Source organism: Pseudoalteromonas sp. Ps84H-4, assembly GCF_024124645.1.
Classification (GTDB): Bacteria; Pseudomonadota; Gammaproteobacteria; order Enterobacterales; family Alteromonadaceae; genus Pseudoalteromonas; species Pseudoalteromonas lipolytica_C.
The window spans coordinates 108,912-124,412 of sequence record NZ_JAMXSK010000006.1; the positions used below are offsets into that span (position 1 = coordinate 108,912).

Genomic DNA, 15,501 nt, shown 5'->3' on the forward strand with positions numbered 1-15,501 from the left:
TAATGGCGTTTAAACCACAAATTAAGGTGCCAGCGACCTATATGCGTGGCGGCACCAGTAAAGGTGTGTTCTTTAACCTAACTGACTTACCTGAGCCTGCCCAAGTGGCAGGTGAGGCGCGCGATAACTTGTTATTGCGTGTAATTGGCAGCCCCGATCCTTATCAAAAACAAACTGATGGCATGGGCGGCGCAACGTCAAGCACCAGTAAAACGGTGATTTTATCGAAAAGCGCTAAAGCTGATCACGATGTTGATTATCTGTTTGGTCAAGTGGCTATCGATAAAGCGTTTGTTGATTGGAGTGGTAATTGCGGCAATTTAACTTCAGCAGTCGGGGCCTTTGCTGTGTCAAACGGCCTTGTTGAAGCCAGCAAAATTCCAGATAACGGCGTTGTTGAAGTTAAAGTTTGGCAAGTCAATATTAGTAAAACCATCATAGTGCATGTGCCAATTACAAATGGTGAAGTACAAGAAACTGGTGATTTTGAGCTTGATGGTGTGACATTCCCTGCCGCTGAAGTGAAACTTGAATTTATGGACCCTGCAGATGGCGAAGGGGCCTTATTCCCAACAGGTAATTTAGTCGATGAACTAGACGTGCCAGGCATTGGTATGTTGTCTGCGACCATGATCAATGCGGGTATTCCAACGGTTTTCATTAACGCCAGTGAAGTTGGCTATGATGGTACAGAGCTGCAAGAAGCCATTAACGGTGATGTATCTGCGCTTGAAAAATTAGAAACGATTCGTGCTTACGGAGCATTGAAAATGGGGCTAATTTCTCATATTGATGAAGCAAAAGCACGTCAACATACGCCAAAAGTAGCTTGGGTTGCACCAGCTAAAACTTATCATGCGTCAAGCGGTAAAGTTGTTAGTGATACTGATATTGATTTAGTGGTACGTGCTATGTCGATGGGTAAATTACATCATGCGATGATGGGCACAGCTGCGGTTGCTATTGGTACTGCAGCTGCTATTCCTGGCACCTTGGTTAACCTTGCTGCAGGCGGTGGTGAGCGTCAGGAGGTAAACTTTGGTCATCCTTCTGGTACTTTAAAAGTGGGTGCCGCTGCAACTCTTGTTGATGATAAATGGCAAGTAACAAAAGCAAGTATGAGCCGGAGTGCTCGTGTGTTAATGGAAGGCTGGGTTAGAGTGCCCGAGTAGTACTCTATAGCGTACTGATATGATCAAAATAAAGCGGCGGTTACGTCGCTTTTTCTAATCCGTAGCACTGTTGTTTCATGCCTTCAATAAACTCATCAAACTTGCCGCTTTGTTGCATCATTTCTATTTCATCATTCAAATCTTGTAAAACTTTTTGCCAATGCGGTGTTGATTTACTGACAGAGTAATAAAGTGCTTTGTATTCAAGTTTTGGTTCTAGTGCGACCAGTGATTCTAATATTTGTCGCTTACCCTTAATTGATAACTCAGATTTATGAACGCTGGCTTTTAACACTTCAAGATCTGCCACAATGAGGCTTACACGATTACTTAATAAAAGGTGTATTAATTGATACTCATTATTTGCCACGATTGTATCAATTTCTTTGTTATCGATCATGGCATCTAATTCTTTGGTGTTTTTATATGAGCGTACCACTCCAATAGGCAGGTCTTTTACTGAGTTTAAGTCACCATTGAAAGGGATTTGGTTTCCTTTTAACGCCACGAAAGATAGATCTCCTCCCGGGATTGCATGACTTAAAGCGAGTAAATCGTTACGGGTTTTATCTAAAAAGTTATCAGAAATCACATTACTTTCAATGAAGTACTCAGGAAAGAGAATATCGGCTCGGCCTAATTCAGCTTCTCTAACTGCACGAGCCCAAGGGTAAAAACTAATATGAACGCCGTAGCCTTTTTCAAGAAGAGCACTGACCGTAAATTGGAAAAGCCAACCTTTATTACATAAGTTTTCGTCTATATAAGGGGGCCAATCGAGGGTAACGAGCTTTAGAACGTGTTTGGCATCTAGGTTATAACCGTACCCGCCATTAAAGCGTACCGCTTGCTCTGTAATAAATTCGCCATCCATTTCATAAGTAACAGGAGTAAGGTTAGCAATAGCTTGATATGAAAAAAATAAAAATAACGCTGCAAACAGTTTCATATAGTATTTAAGTTTTGTTATTTACATATAGCTTAGTCTTTTGCTGTAAATATACAACCTAATCACTTGAACAATATACCTCTAAGCTGTGGCTTAAATCTAATTCATATCGTTGACAGGGTATTCGCAACATAGTAGATTTCGTCGGGTGTGGCGAAGTGTTACACCGCTTTAAGGACGACCTTAAAGTTGTGATTTTAATTCGGGGACGACCCCATAAAGAGGTCGACCATGAATTGGATCTTACTTATTACTGCCGGCTTACTTGAAGTCGCTTGGGCTTATGGCCTAAAACAATCAAACGGTTTTACTAAACCACTCATTTCATTCTTTACAATTTTAACTATGGCTGCGAGCTTTTATTGCTTAAGTGTGACGCTTAAATCATTACCACTTAGTTTGGCTTATGCCGTTTGGGTAGGTATTGGTGTAATTGGGTCTGCAATACTAGGTATGACGCTACTAGCAGAAGGCGTGAGTCTATTAAAAATAGCCAGCTTACTGCTGATTGCCCTTGGAATTATTGGTTTGAAATTAGCCAGTTAGATTTTTTATCTCTGAAAATAATTAAGTAATATTTCGGATTGGTATTAAATAAAAATCCGATAGGCTGTCGCTCTATCGGATTTTGGTCCTGATCAAATGTAATTTGGGATTTATTACTTAGTGTAATTTCTTATAATCAACGACCCGTTGCTGTTGTACACCTAAGCCTTCAATGCCTAGGGTTACAACATCACCATCGTTCAAATAAATTGGCGGAGTTTGCCCTAAACCAACTCCCGGTGGAGTACCTGTAGAGATAACATCGCCTGGTTGTAGGCTCATAAATTGGCTGAGATAGCTAACAATAAACGCAGGATCAAACACCATGGTTTTAGTATTACCATTTTGGAATTGGGTATCGTTTACTTTTAACCACATATCTAAATTAAGTGGATCAGCAATCTCATCTTTGGTTACTAGCCAAGGACCAAGTGGACCAAATGTGTCACAGCCTTTACCCTTATCCCATTGGCAGCCACGCTCTAGTTGAAAGTTACGCTCAGATACATCATTACAAACACAATAACCAGCTATGTAGTCATTGGCATTTTCAACATTGACATAAGAGGCGTGCTTACCAATGACGATGGCAAGTTCAACTTCCCAGTCTAATTTTTCGCTGTTTTTAGGTTTGATAATATTATCGTTAGGTCCACTGATGGCGCTGGTGGCTTTACTGAATACTTCAGGCTCCTTTGGGATTGCCATGCCAGATTCTGCAGCATGATCTGCGTAGTTCAAACCAATGCAAATGAACTTACCAACGTTAGCAACGCATGCGCCGATTCTTACTGACTCATCTACAATAGGCAGTGATGTAAGGTCTAAGCGTTTTATTTTTTCTAGGCTCTCAACTGAAAGAGCGGCTCCATTAACATCATTAATAATGCCACTTAAGCAACGAATTTTACCGTCACCATCTATAATACCGGGTTTTTCTTGGCCTTCAGGGCCATATCTGAGTAGTTTCATAATGATTCTCTTTACTTCAGTTAATTATTAAGTGTGACGAAACCGCCATCAATCGGGAAATTACTGCCTGTTATAAATGCAGCGTCGTCTGAGCATAAGTAATCAACAAGTCCTGCGATTTCTTCAGGTTTACCCATGCGACCAATAGGTTGGCTTTTTGAGAGCTTTTCAAACATCTCAGCCTGATTATCTGGGTAGCTTTGTGCTAAAAAGTTATCAACAAAAGGGGTATGAACACGACCAGGGGCAATACAGTTACAACGAATACCGTATGATAAATAATCTTTTGCTACAGAGTAGGTCATGGTTAAAACGGCACCTTTAGTCATTGAATAGGCAAACCTATCGGCAATTCCTACGGATGAAGCAACAGATGCTAGATTAATGATGACGCCGCTTTGTTTTTCTTTCATGCTTGCAATAGCTGCATGCATACAGTTATAAACACCTTTAACATTGATGTTATAGAGTCTGTCTAAGTCTGACTCTGTGGTATTTTCGATATTGCCAATGTGGGCTATACCTGCATTGTTTATCAGAATATCAATGGCATAGTGTTTTTTTATAGTTGCAAACAACTCAGCTACTTGTTGATGGTTAGCTACATCCACTGCAAATGCTTGTGCAGATCCACCGTTTTCATTTATTTCTTGCATCACTGTGTTTGCAGCATCGATATTTAAATCAACAACAAGAATATGCATATTCCGTTTCGCTAAACGTAAACAGATACTTCGACCTATTCCGCTACCACCTCCTGTTACTAAGGCAATTTTTTTTGAGCTTTGCTGATTCATAATGTGTCCTTAAAAGGTGTGATTAGAGTAACTTATAAAAATTTCGCGCATTTTCTGACCATATCAACTGCCGTTCTGCTTTGGGCAATTCATTGATCAATGCCTGACTAATGTCATGCCACAAATCATAACTGCCATTCATGTTGACAACAGGCCAATCACTTCCCCAAAGAATTCTTTTCGGACCAAACAATTGATAAATGAGCTGAAAATATTGACGATAAATAGCAACATCAACACAATCTGTTGCAGCTTGTGTCATTAGTCCTGAAAACTTAATAGAAACATTTTCTAACTCTGCCAAGCAGGTTAACTGGCGTTGCCATTTCGTTGACATAGGTTTTGTTAAGTCAGGTTTAGCAAGGTGGTTAACTACAATATTTAATTGTGGATAGCGCTTTGCAATTGATGTTATCTGCTCAAGATGTATATCAAGTATGAGTGCATCAAATGTAAGGCTGTTGGTTGCTAAAAAATCAAAAATAGCAGCAAAATCGTCATTGAGTATCCAGTCAGGGTCGTCAATATCTTGCAACATTGGACGAATACCTTTGAAATAGGGATTTTTACTTAATGACGCTAAATAAGAAATGACATCGTTGGCTTGAAAATCAACCCAACCGACGACACCTGCTATGAAATCAGTTTTATTAGCTAGTTCGAGCAAGAAGTATGTCTCATCTATTGAATCTGCAGCTTGAACCACAATTGTGCTCGTTATGCCATATAACTCTAATGCTGGAGCTAGTAATTCAGGCAAATGATCTTTATAGAGACAAGTAAAGTCAGAAGTTAGCCAGTTATAGTCTCCTCGGCTTAATTGCCAAAAGTGTTGATGGCTATCTACTTTTTCTATTATTGAGCTAGATGTTGATTTCATAATTACGCTCATTACATCGGTACTGGGGCATTTTCAGCAAGTAACTGTTCAGATTTTAAATCTTGCCAAAATGCACAAGGGATCACTTCATTAAATAGCTGTACAGTTTTTGCAACTCGCTTTGCATTGCCAAGGCCTGGAATAACCGATGCAACTGCCGGGTGTGCAAGCGGAAATTGCAGTGCAGCAGCTGCGAGAGTGACATTATGGTCTATACAAATTTGCTCAATTTTATCTACTTTTAAAATTACTTCTTTAGGGGCAGGGTTGTAGTTATAAAAGGGCGTTTTGTTAGTGCGAACGCCAGTTGCTAATATGCCCGAGTTGTAAGGACCGCCGAGAATTATCGACGTACCATTTGTAATGCATTGAGGAAGAAACTCGTTGACTGGTTCTTGTTCAAGTAATGAGTATCGGCCGGCTAATAAAAAACAATCAAACTGGCCAATATTCATGGCTCGCTTACAAATTTCGACTTCGTTTACACCTAAACCAATCGCTTTGATTTGTCCGCTACTTTTAAGTTCATCAAGTGCTCTATAACCACCTTGCTCGAACTGCATAAAATAAAATGAATCTCTATCTCCATGAGTATCTCTGCCAAGATCATGAACCAGAAGAATATCAATTTCAGCGAGCCCTAAACGTTGCTGACTATCCTCAAATGAGCGCATAATGCCATCGTAGCTGTAGTCATATTGAGCATCAAAAGGCATCGGAGTAGCAAAACCATGGCGAAGCTGCGTTACATCCGCTTTCGCGTCTGGTTTAATGAGTCTTCCAACTTTTGTGGATAATATATAATCCTGTTTTGGAAGTTCCCTTAGTGCATCTCCCACTCGACGTTCACTTAGTCCTGCACCATAACGCGGAGCTGTATCAAAATAGTTGATACCTATATCAATAGCCGATGATAAAGTTTTTTTAGCTTCTTCATCACTGACTGGTTGATATAAATTACCCATAGACGCAGCCCCAAAACCTAACGTTGATATATTTAGGTTTGTGTTACCAAGTTGACGAGTGTTGAAAACGTTTTTCATAATACTCCTACCATATTGTTCAGCTATTTAACTAGGAAGCTTGGTAAGTCCGTTACTTTTTCACAGCCTAATTGGTTCATTATCTGCGTTACCTGCATCATCAATGCATTAATGGTATGAATGCCTCCTTTATCACCTAATGCGCCAACGCCATATACAAAAGGTCTACCCAGAAAAGTAAAATCTGCTCCACTTGCTAGGGCACTCACAATATTAGTGCCGCTTCGTAAACCGCTATCCATAAATATCTTTATGTCTTTTGAATACTTAGATGCGATAGTTTGTAGTGGTTTTACTGGTGATTCACCTGCATCAAGTTGTCGACCACCATGATTAGAAATTACGACAGCATCAGCGCCAAGTTCTATAGCCGATTTCACATCTTGTTCACTAATTAATCCTTTTATTACTAATGGCCCTTGCCACATATCTCGTATAGGCTTTAGTCCCTCAATATCTACACGGCCCATAACTGTTTTATTCATAAATGCTGCAAGTTCATCGGTTGGCATGTCTTTAGGCATATAGGGTTTTAGGGTTTGCATTTCAGGCTTGCCAGCAAGCGATGTTTCGTAAAACCAACGGGGTCTACTTAGCATTTGCATGATGTTTGAGAGTGTCATTTTAGGTGGCATCGCCAAACCATTGCGGATATCTCTTGGGCGATAGCCAAATGTTGGCACATCAACTGTGACAACCAATACAGGGTAGTGTGCTGCTTTTATGCGACTTAATAGATCTTTACGAATGCTCTCATCTGTTGGGTTGTATAATTGGAACCAAGCATGACCCTCAGACACTTCTGCAATACGCTCAAGGCTAGATGACGAAACAGTACTTAATACATAAGGGATGTTTTTTTCAGCGGCAGCTTTAGCCAGTATCTCAGGCGCTTTTGGCCACATTAGGCCTTGCAAACCAACGGGTGCAATTCCAAAAGGAGCAGAGTAGGTGTGGCCAAATAGTTCAACTGATTGATCGCTGCCAGAAAAAGGCTTTAATAATGTACTACGCAATTGTACAGCATTGATCTCGTCTCGATTTCTCTGAACACTTCGCTCTTCCATACAGCCACCTTCAAGGTAGTCAAATGCAAAGCGTGGTATGCGTTGTTTGGCTTTTTTCTTGAGGTCCGATATATCAGGGTATTTATGATTAAAGTAATTATTCATGATGATGTCCTCTGCTCACATTAATTCAAGCAAGCAGGTCCTATGCTGTCGAATGTTTTATAAGTTAACAAAAATTCCTGATGTCCCATTTGTTCAGATTTACTTTGTTCACCACTTGCAATGCGGACAATAAGATCAAAGATTTCATCTCCCACTTGCTCTACCGTTTTCTGACCTTCGATAATACTTCCAGCATTTATATCCATGTCATCACTTAAGTTTTTGTATGTTTCAGGGTTTGCGCAGATTTTAATTACTGGCGAAATAGCTGAACCAACAACGGAGCCACGACCGGTTGTAAATAATGTGATGTGGGCACCTGATGCAATCATTTCGATGATTTCTTGATTATCAGAAATGTTTGGAAATCCAAATTTAGGGTCTCCATCAGGGACTACATCCATCAAGAATAAGCCTTTTTTGTGAGGCTCTTCACCCGGTTTAATAATGCCATTAATTAACGAGCCACCTGACTTAGCATAAGCTCCCATTGATTTTTCTTCTTGTGTTGTTAAGCCACCCTCTGCATTACCCGGAGCAAAGCTGCCATAGCCCATTTTCGTGTAATATTTCTCAGCCTTAATTACACAAGATACAAGCTTGTCTGCAAGGTCTTTCGATTCGGCCCTTTGCGCCATTATTTGCTCGCAGCCCACAAGTTCGCCGGTTTCTTCAAAAATGCAGGTTGCATTTTGCGTAATTAAACGGTCGAAACACTTACCAACAGCAGGGTTTGCGCTGATACCACTGGTGCCATCTGAACCACCACAAATTGTGCCAATAACTAATTCATCAACTGTCATATCAACAACAGGGCATGAAGAAATTTGTTCTAGCATAGCCGCAGCTTCTTGAACCCCTTTATCAATGGTGTTTTTTGTTCCGCCGTTATTTTGAATAACAAGCGTACTAACGGGGCGACCAGACTGACTGATAGCTTCACTTAAGTGTTCACGGTTGAACCCTTCACATCCCAAAGAAACGAGTAACACACCGCCAACATTAGGGTGGGTACACAGTTTAGTCATCATAGAAAGTGCATAATTGTTTGGATAGCAGCCAGGAAAGCCAATAAGTTGGATGTCTTGGTTATTTGACTTATTAACGATTGTTCTTGCCACATGGTGTGCACATTCAACTAAGTAGGCTACAACCACAGTGTTACGAATACCTTTTTTACCATTACTTCTTAAATAGCCCTGCATATTAATCTCCACTAACTGAGTGCCTAGTGTGGCTTGCTATATAGTCACTCTTCATATTGTGAAGGTGCACATGCTGTCCTTTTTCAATATCGTCAGTGGCAGATCCGATAGGCACACCGTATTTTAAAATTTGTTCGCCTTTTTGAATTGCACGGCAGGCAACTTTATGACCAACAGTGACATCTGTATTTAGCGTTAGCTCATCATTTGCAATGGTGATCGCTTCACCAAGGTATGCAGCCTGACAACAAACAATGACGTTGTCTTGTTCATGCAGTAACACAAATTTATTTCCAGACATTCAATCCTCACAATTAAAGTTTGTTGGTACATTAGTAATTTATTTTAAGTATGAATTATTTTTTCATATTTAAAATATTTGTAATGATTTAACAAGTCAACATCTTTCTTTTGTCTCTAGCCACTGTCATTTGTTGCTACAGCCAGGAACCTTTAAAAAAATAGTAAATAACCAATTGTTTTTAATAGACATATTCAAAATAATATTTTTCTTATATGAAATTTAATTGTATATATGAATTTATCGTGCAATCTTTTAAACATGAACTGTACTAAGCAGTTCGTATTAACAGCATCTAACTAAGAGCGTAATTAACAATGAACACATATCAATTAGGTACAAAAGAGGGAGGGGAAACTGCACCATTAATCGCAACGGATATGCTGATACCTTTTATTCTGGTTGCAGCACTTTTTCCTCTTTGGGGCTTTGCAAATGACATTACCAACCCGCTGGTAAAAGCGTTCAAAGATATTTTTCTAATTTCAAATGCACAGAGTTCTCTTGTGCAATTTGCTTTTTACTTAGGGTATGGAGTGATGGCTATTCCTGCCGCATTGTATATTCGGCGTTATTCTTATAAATCTGGGATACTACTTGGACTTGGGCTATATGCACTGGGTGCATTACTATTTATTCCTGCCAGTTATTACATGGAATTTAATTATTTTTTGGCTTCTTTGTGTATTTTAACCTGTGGATTGGCACTCTTAGAGACAACTGCAAATCCTTATATTTTATCGATGGGAGATGAGCGGACAGCCACAAAGCGGTTAAATTTAGCGCAAGCATTCAACCCTGTTGGTTCGTTGATGGGCATGTTTGTTGCCTCAACTATGATTCTAAATAAGCTTGAAATAGAACAGTTTAGAGCTGAAGAAAAATTACAACATCCAGAATATGCACATTGGCTCCCCGCAGTTGTTGATGAAAAGCTTACCGAAGCACTTTATACCTTTTCAAAAGAAGAACCATTTAATCATATGGCGATGCAGGCAGCTGATTTGGCGACAATACGAGACCCTTATGTGGTAATTGCTATGATTGTCATTGTCTTATTTTTTATCTATTTATTTTATCGCTTGCCTAATACACAGGCTGTTAAAGTAAATCAAAGTGACAATAGCGCGAAGGAGGTTTTTGTAAAACTTATTAAAAATAAGCGCTATGTTGAAGGTGTGATTGCTCAAGTTTTTTATGTTGGTGCACAAATTATGTGCTGGACTTTCATTATCCATTACGGGATGACTGAAGTAGGCTTAACCGCTTCTGAAGCGCAGAATTACAACATTGTTGCTATGTGTGTTTTTCTGGCCAGTCGCTTTATTTGTACGTTTTTACTTAATTGGGTTAACGCCGCATTACTGCTGATGATCTTTGCAATTGCTGCAGCGAGCTTGACGTTTGCTGTCATTTTTACCGGGGGCATGCTCGGATTGTATTGTCTTATTGCTGTTTCGGGGTGTATGTCTTTAATGTTCCCAACAATTTATGCTATCAGTTTAGGCGGTTTAAAAGCCGATGCAAGTATCGCATCCTCAGGGTTGGTCATGGCGATTGTTGGAGGAGCGCTAATGCCACCTCTACAAGGGCAGATGATTGATGCAGGACCACTGATAAAGTCACTAAGTGCAGTACAAACCTCTTTTTTACTACCTTTAATTAGTTTTATGGTGATAGCTGTTTTTGCTTATCGCGTTATCTATATACATAAAACATCAGTGGAGAAATGAAATGCAATATTGCTTAACATTAGAGCTAGAAAACAACGATGATTTAATAGCCGAATATGAGAAATACCATGCCCCGGGAAATGTATGGCCTGAAGTTGTTGCGGCAATCAAAGAAGTGGGTATAACGAACATGGTGATTCATCGGCTAGGCACACAATTAATTATGATACTTGATACCAGCGATGATTTTAGTTTTGAACACAAAGCCAGATTCGATGCTCAAAATAGTAAAGTTCAAGAATGGGAAGCATTAATGGAAAAGTTTCAAAAGGTTGATACGTCATCCAGTAAATCTGCTAAGTGGAAGCTTGTTGAGAGGATTTTTTCACTGGATGAACAAATAGCAGCTTATTAAATGGGTATGGCGCTTTTTCTCATAAATGAAACTAATGTATACTTTTGTAATCTGAGGAAATTTTATAACTAGTCTCAAAAAACTAGTGAGTTATATTAAGGTGAATATCAGTGGAAAAAGAAACGGATTCTAAATCACGGAAAAAAGTGTATTCAGCTCCTGCGCTTGAAAAAGGATTGGATTTGCTTGAATTGCTGTCAAGTGAAGTAGACGGTCTCAATATCACGGATATCACAGCACGACTCGATCGTTCGGTCGGCGAGTTGTTTAGAATGTTGGCGGTATTAGAGCAACGCGGCTATATTGAAACGCCAGCGGGAAGTGATAGGCATAGATTAACCTTAAAGCTCTTTGGGCTAGCCAATCGGTTTCCACCTATTAAGCGTTTAACATCGCTAGCTAACCCTTTGATGCACAGATTATCTTATACCATAGAGCAATCTTGCCATTTAGTGATCTACTACGAAGGTAAAGGTCATGTTGTAGTGCAGCAAGATTCACCTTCGGCGCGTATCTTTAGCGTTAGACTTGGCGCTGAAGCACCCTTAGTAAATACCTGTTCAGGGCATTTATTGTTGGCGTTTTCTGAACGAGAAAAGCGTGATTTAATGCTAAGTCGTGTGCCAAGTGACCACCCACAAGCAAATTCTGAACAACTCGAGGATATAATCAATCGCGTTAAAAGTCAGGGTTATGAGAGTGTAATTAGTGCGCAAGCTCATGGAGTAAATGATATTGGTTATCCAGTGTTTGATGCCACAGGTCAAATCGCAGCGGCGTTAGTTGTGCCATTTATTGATTTCACTGATGGCTCTCATACAACTGATATGGCAATGATCCACGAAAATATGCAGGTAACAGCTTTAGAGTTGTCGAAGCTATTAGGGTATGAGTGATCCCAATTATCAAATTAGAATATTTAGAATTGGTACGACTGAGTGGATTCGAACCACCGAGCTTTGGAGCGGGTCATAAAGAGTGGTAGTGCGCTAAGCGACTGAGCTTTATGCTATAGGATATTTAGAATTGGTACGACCGAGTGGATTCGAACCACCGACCTTTGGAGCGGGTCATAAAGAGTGGTAGTGCGCTAACCGACTGAGCTACAACTTTACAATTCAGATTATCGGGTAATATCTTTGAAAGGTTGGAATAAACTTGCTTCGACCGAGTGGATTCGAACCACCGACCCCTACCATGTCAAGGTAGTGCTCTAACCAACTGAGCTACGGTCGTACAGAAGTGTCAAAATCAATAGTGGTACAACCGAGTGGATTCGAACCACCGACCTTTGGACCGGGCCATTAAGAGTGGTAGTGCGCTAACCGACTTAGCTACAACTGTACAATTCAGATTTTCGGGTAATATCTTAGTAAAGGTTGGAATAAATTTGGTACGACCGAGTAGATTCGAACCACAGACCTTTGGAGCGGGCCATCAAGAGTGGTAGTGCGCTAAGCGACTGAGCTTTATGCTATAGGATATTTAGAATTGGTACGACCGAGTGGATTCGAACCACCGACCCCTACCATGTCAAGGTAGTGCTCTAACCAACTGAGCTACGGTCGTACAGAAGTGTCAAAATCAATAGTGGTACAACCGAGTGGATTCGAACCACCGACCTTTGGACCGGGCCATTAAGAGTGGTAGTGCTCTTTCCTTTGGTTATACCTAAATCGTGGTACAACCGAGTGGATTCGAACCACCGACCTTTGGACCGGGCCATTAAGAGTGGTAGTGCTCTTTCCTTTGGTTATACCTAAATCATGGTACAACCGAGTGGATTCGAACCACCGACCCCTACCATGTCAAGGTAGTGCTCTAACCAACTGAGCTACGGTTGTATTTTGATTTAAAAAGTTGTCAGCTTGGCTAAACAACGGAGGCTAATATATAGCGACTGCTTGTGTGAATCAAGCAGCTTTAGCTATTTTTATGTTAAGTGCTGGTTTTTTACTCATAACGGACTAATTTCGCACGCTCGATAAAAACCTTGCCACCAAGTTACATGGCTTTTAGCAGAGCGCTTAAGATTACGTAAAATTGCCTCATTACTTTCGCTATCTACTAATGGGCTCATTTCAGTGTCACGCCATATTTGATGATAAAGTGGTTGTAGGGTTTCTAATCTTCCCACCAAGAATGATTGATAAGGTTGTAACTGCTCCAAATAAAACTTTTTAAACACATTACTTAGCGTTTGTGCTTTTTGTTTATTCTTGTTGGCAGGACAGAGTTCATCATTTGTGTACTGCATAAGCAGCTCTGTTAATTGTTGATTGTAATGTGTTTGGGCTCGAGCCGCCGAAATTAACAGCTTGTTGTATTTAAAACGGTTTAACACTTCAAGTTGGCTGATGATTTTATCGGGCTCCATATCGTTTATTTTGCTGGTAGTAATTTGATTGTTTAATTTAGCAATCTGCTCCAATGCGCTCACGGTTTCGCTAAAACCTGACGTATTTTCATCAATATAAGTCGAACTTAGTTGCCAGCTTTGTTTAAACTCGGTTTCGTTGAACAGCATAGCTTTAAAGTAGTTGGCTAAGTTTGCTTGTTTTTTTGCTGCGGTGAGTTTTATTTTTTCAGAAAGTTCATCTTGTTCATCAATGCTTTCTAAGCATTTATTTGCGCTTTGTATAAACTTAATTTGATAACTCAAAACATTAGCGGGTGTTGCCGTTTTGCCAAGCTGGTTATTGTGCTCAGCAATCAGAGTTGCAAGCTTACACTGACGTAACTGGGCAAGTTCAAGCATGCCGATCGTTGTTTTGTCTTCATCGTCATAAGAGAAGTGCTTAACAGTTAGTGTACTCGGTTTAGATAGCTTAAAACCTTCGGTTTTAAGCACGTTATTTAGTCTTTGCGCATAGGTGTGATTTACATCACCAGAAGAGGGTGTGCAGGCAATAAGTGCCACACACACTAGAGCAATAATAGAGTTTAGAAGGCTATTGGTTTTGCAAAAATGGTGCATGTTTAAATCGCCTATGAACAGTGAACATCAACATAATCGCTGCGGCACTTAACCCCACAATAATGCCTATCCAAAAGCCATGAGGGCCCATTGCTGGAACAATTAAATCTGTACGAGCAAGTACGAATCCAAGCGCAAATCCGATCAGCCAATATGAAACAAATGTTATGTAGCCAATAGGGGCTGTGTGCTTTAATCCACGTAAAATGCCGTTAGCTGAGACCTGCAAAGCGTCTGGCAATTGATAGATGCAAGCCAATACCATAATTGAAGAGGCAAGTGCTAATACCTCAGGATTATCTGAATACAATTGGCTGATGATATCACGTGCAAAGAAAGTAATACTGGCTAGCATAAATGCAATTACAGCTGCCAGAATATAGCTAGTTCTTACTGCATTTCTTAATTGCTCAAAGTGCTGCTGACCAAATAAATTGCCAATACGTATACTTATCGCAATTGAGAGACTTAGTGGCATCATAAATAGCAAGGTGGTTACACTGGCTGCAATCTGATGGCCAGCGACTGCGACAGCACCTAAATGAGCTATAAATAAAGGAATACAAGCAAATAAGGTTACTTCAAAAAAGGTAGCAAGTGAGATAGGAATACCTACTTTGGTAATGATCCACATTGTTGAGAATTTTGGTAATGCAAAATTAGCGAGGAGTTCTCTAGCGTTCACTTTTTTACTGAAATGACAGTAAATGACTTGAGTTAGTGCCATAGAAGTAAATACAAGTGCTGTGGCTATACCGCATCCGGCACCACCGTAGGCATCAAACCCTAATTTACCGTGGATAAACACATAGTTTGCAGGAACATTTACAGCTAAACCGATTAGACTGATATAGAAGGCTGGCTTTGTCATACCCATACCCTCAGTAATATTGCGATACACGCTAAATAGCAAAAAGCCCAGCATTCCCCATTTAACAAAGTAAATATATTGCTCAGCCAGAGAAGTAATCGCAGCGCTGGTGTCCAGTTGATTTAATACGCTATCAGCAAAACCTGCTACTAAGACACCTATGAAACTGAGTATCAGTGATAAATATAAGCCTTGTTGAAAATAATGACTAATTCCTTGTTTATCATTTGAACCTGAAAATTGCGCAATAATTCCTGTAAGCGCAAGTAAAATCCCTTGAAGGGCAAGCATTAATGGGTTCCAGATACCAGTTGCAATTGATAAAGCAGCTAAGTCAGTTGCGCTTACTTGACCTGCCATTACTGTATCAACCACAGTCATTAAAATAAGTGTAACTTGCGCCAAAAACACAGGGATGGCTAAAGAAATTAAGCGCTTGGCTTCCCAACTACAAAAAAGCATAAAAAACACACAACTAAAAAAACAGACAAACATTGTAATCTATTCATAGATCAATAAAAATCGCAG

15 protein-coding genes and 3 tRNA genes are annotated in these 15,501 nt (G+C 40.0%); 5 read left to right on the forward strand and 13 right to left on the reverse strand.

All coding sequences use genetic code 11. The features are described 5' to 3' along the window. The first annotated feature begins 2 nt into the window (after positions 1-2). Positions 3-1,172, forward strand: a complete 1,170-nt coding sequence (prpF, locus tag NH454_RS07910) for a 2-methylaconitate cis-trans isomerase PrpF (RefSeq protein WP_135924351.1) — start codon at positions 3-5, stop codon at positions 1,170-1,172. A 40-nt stretch (positions 1,173-1,212) separates the two neighbouring features. Here prpF and NH454_RS07915 read toward each other — a convergent pair whose 3' ends face one another. Then, positions 1,213-2,121, reverse strand: a complete 909-nt coding sequence (locus NH454_RS07915; RefSeq protein ID WP_253038680.1) for a transporter substrate-binding domain-containing protein — start codon at positions 2,119-2,121, stop codon at positions 1,213-1,215. 231 nt (positions 2,122-2,352) lie between these two features. Here NH454_RS07915 and NH454_RS07920 point away from each other — a divergent pair, with 231 nt between their 5' ends. Then, entirely contained in the window at positions 2,353-2,667 is a 315-nt protein-coding gene (locus NH454_RS07920; RefSeq protein WP_199526572.1) for a multidrug efflux SMR transporter, read from the forward strand. A gap of 117 nt (positions 2,668-2,784) precedes the next feature. On the opposite strand, the gene NH454_RS07925 is transcribed toward NH454_RS07920, so the two are convergent. The 7 genes from NH454_RS07925 to NH454_RS07955 are packed head-to-tail and all read right to left on the reverse strand — an operon-like array spanning position 2,785 to position 9,037. Then, positions 2,785-3,639 carry a fumarylacetoacetate hydrolase family protein gene (locus tag NH454_RS07925; protein WP_135924354.1) on the reverse strand — a complete coding sequence of 285 codons (855 nt, stop codon included), beginning with the start codon at positions 3,637-3,639 and terminating at the stop codon, positions 2,785-2,787. A gap of 20 nt (positions 3,640-3,659) precedes the next feature. Further along, a complete protein-coding gene (locus NH454_RS07930) occupies positions 3,660-4,436 on the reverse strand; it encodes an SDR family oxidoreductase (protein WP_135924355.1) in 777 nt (258 codons plus the stop codon). A 22-nt stretch (positions 4,437-4,458) separates the two neighbouring features. Beyond that, positions 4,459-5,316: an amidohydrolase family protein gene (locus NH454_RS07935; protein ID WP_253038681.1), complete on the reverse strand. Its 858-nt coding sequence runs from the start codon at positions 5,314-5,316 to the stop codon at positions 4,459-4,461. Positions 5,317-5,327: 11 nt separating this feature from the next. Further along, positions 5,328-6,359, reverse strand: coding sequence for an aldo/keto reductase (locus NH454_RS07940; RefSeq protein WP_235382393.1), 1,032 nt, complete (start codon positions 6,357-6,359; stop codon positions 5,328-5,330). Positions 6,360-6,382: 23 nt separating this feature from the next. Next, the gene (locus NH454_RS07945) at positions 6,383-7,531 is read right to left on the reverse strand and encodes an alpha-hydroxy acid oxidase (RefSeq protein ID WP_235382394.1); all 1,149 of its coding nucleotides are present in this window, start codon (positions 7,529-7,531) and stop codon (positions 6,383-6,385) included. Between the two features lie 20 nt (positions 7,532-7,551). Further along, positions 7,552-8,736, reverse strand: coding sequence for a UxaA family hydrolase (locus NH454_RS07950; RefSeq protein WP_138558462.1), 1,185 nt, complete (start codon positions 8,734-8,736; stop codon positions 7,552-7,554). Between the two features lies 1 nt (position 8,737). Continuing rightward, positions 8,738-9,037: a UxaA family hydrolase gene (locus NH454_RS07955; protein WP_135924360.1), complete on the reverse strand. Its 300-nt coding sequence runs from the start codon at positions 9,035-9,037 to the stop codon at positions 8,738-8,740. A gap of 317 nt (positions 9,038-9,354) precedes the next feature. Between NH454_RS07955 and fucP the strand changes: the two genes are divergently transcribed. The 3 genes from fucP to NH454_RS22435 all read left to right on the forward strand — a co-directional run bounded on the left by fucP (position 9,355) and on the right by NH454_RS22435 (position 12,021). Continuing rightward, entirely contained in the window at positions 9,355-10,770 is a 1,416-nt protein-coding gene (gene fucP, locus NH454_RS07960; RefSeq protein ID WP_235382395.1) for an L-fucose:H+ symporter permease, read from the forward strand. A gap of 1 nt (position 10,771) precedes the next feature. Further along, entirely contained in the window at positions 10,772-11,125 is a 354-nt protein-coding gene (locus NH454_RS07965; RefSeq protein ID WP_235382396.1) for an L-rhamnose mutarotase, read from the forward strand. 110 nt (positions 11,126-11,235) lie between these two features. Continuing rightward, positions 11,236-12,021 (forward strand): IclR family transcriptional regulator C-terminal domain-containing protein, encoded by a 786-nt coding sequence (locus NH454_RS22435; protein WP_235382397.1) that lies wholly within the window; start codon positions 11,236-11,238, stop codon positions 12,019-12,021. A 266-nt stretch (positions 12,022-12,287) separates the two neighbouring features. On the opposite strand, the gene NH454_RS07975 is transcribed toward NH454_RS22435, so the two are convergent. The 5 genes from NH454_RS07975 to NH454_RS07995 form a co-directional block, all read right to left on the reverse strand. Continuing rightward, positions 12,288-12,361, reverse strand: a tRNA-Val gene (locus NH454_RS07975). 256 nt (positions 12,362-12,617) lie between these two features. Continuing rightward, positions 12,618-12,694 (reverse strand) — tRNA-Val (locus tag NH454_RS07980). A gap of 198 nt (positions 12,695-12,892) precedes the next feature. Next, positions 12,893-12,969: transfer RNA gene (locus tag NH454_RS07985), tRNA-Val, on the reverse strand. A gap of 113 nt (positions 12,970-13,082) precedes the next feature. Next, complete coding sequence (locus tag NH454_RS07990) at positions 13,083-14,102, reverse strand: DUF3080 family protein (RefSeq protein WP_235382398.1); 1,020 nt, start codon at positions 14,100-14,102, stop codon at positions 13,083-13,085. Beyond that, entirely contained in the window at positions 14,077-15,435 is a 1,359-nt protein-coding gene (locus NH454_RS07995; protein WP_253038682.1) for an MATE family efflux transporter, read from the reverse strand. Before NH454_RS07995 ends, NH454_RS07990 begins: the two co-directional genes overlap by 26 nt. Positions 15,436-15,501 lie beyond the last annotated feature (66 nt).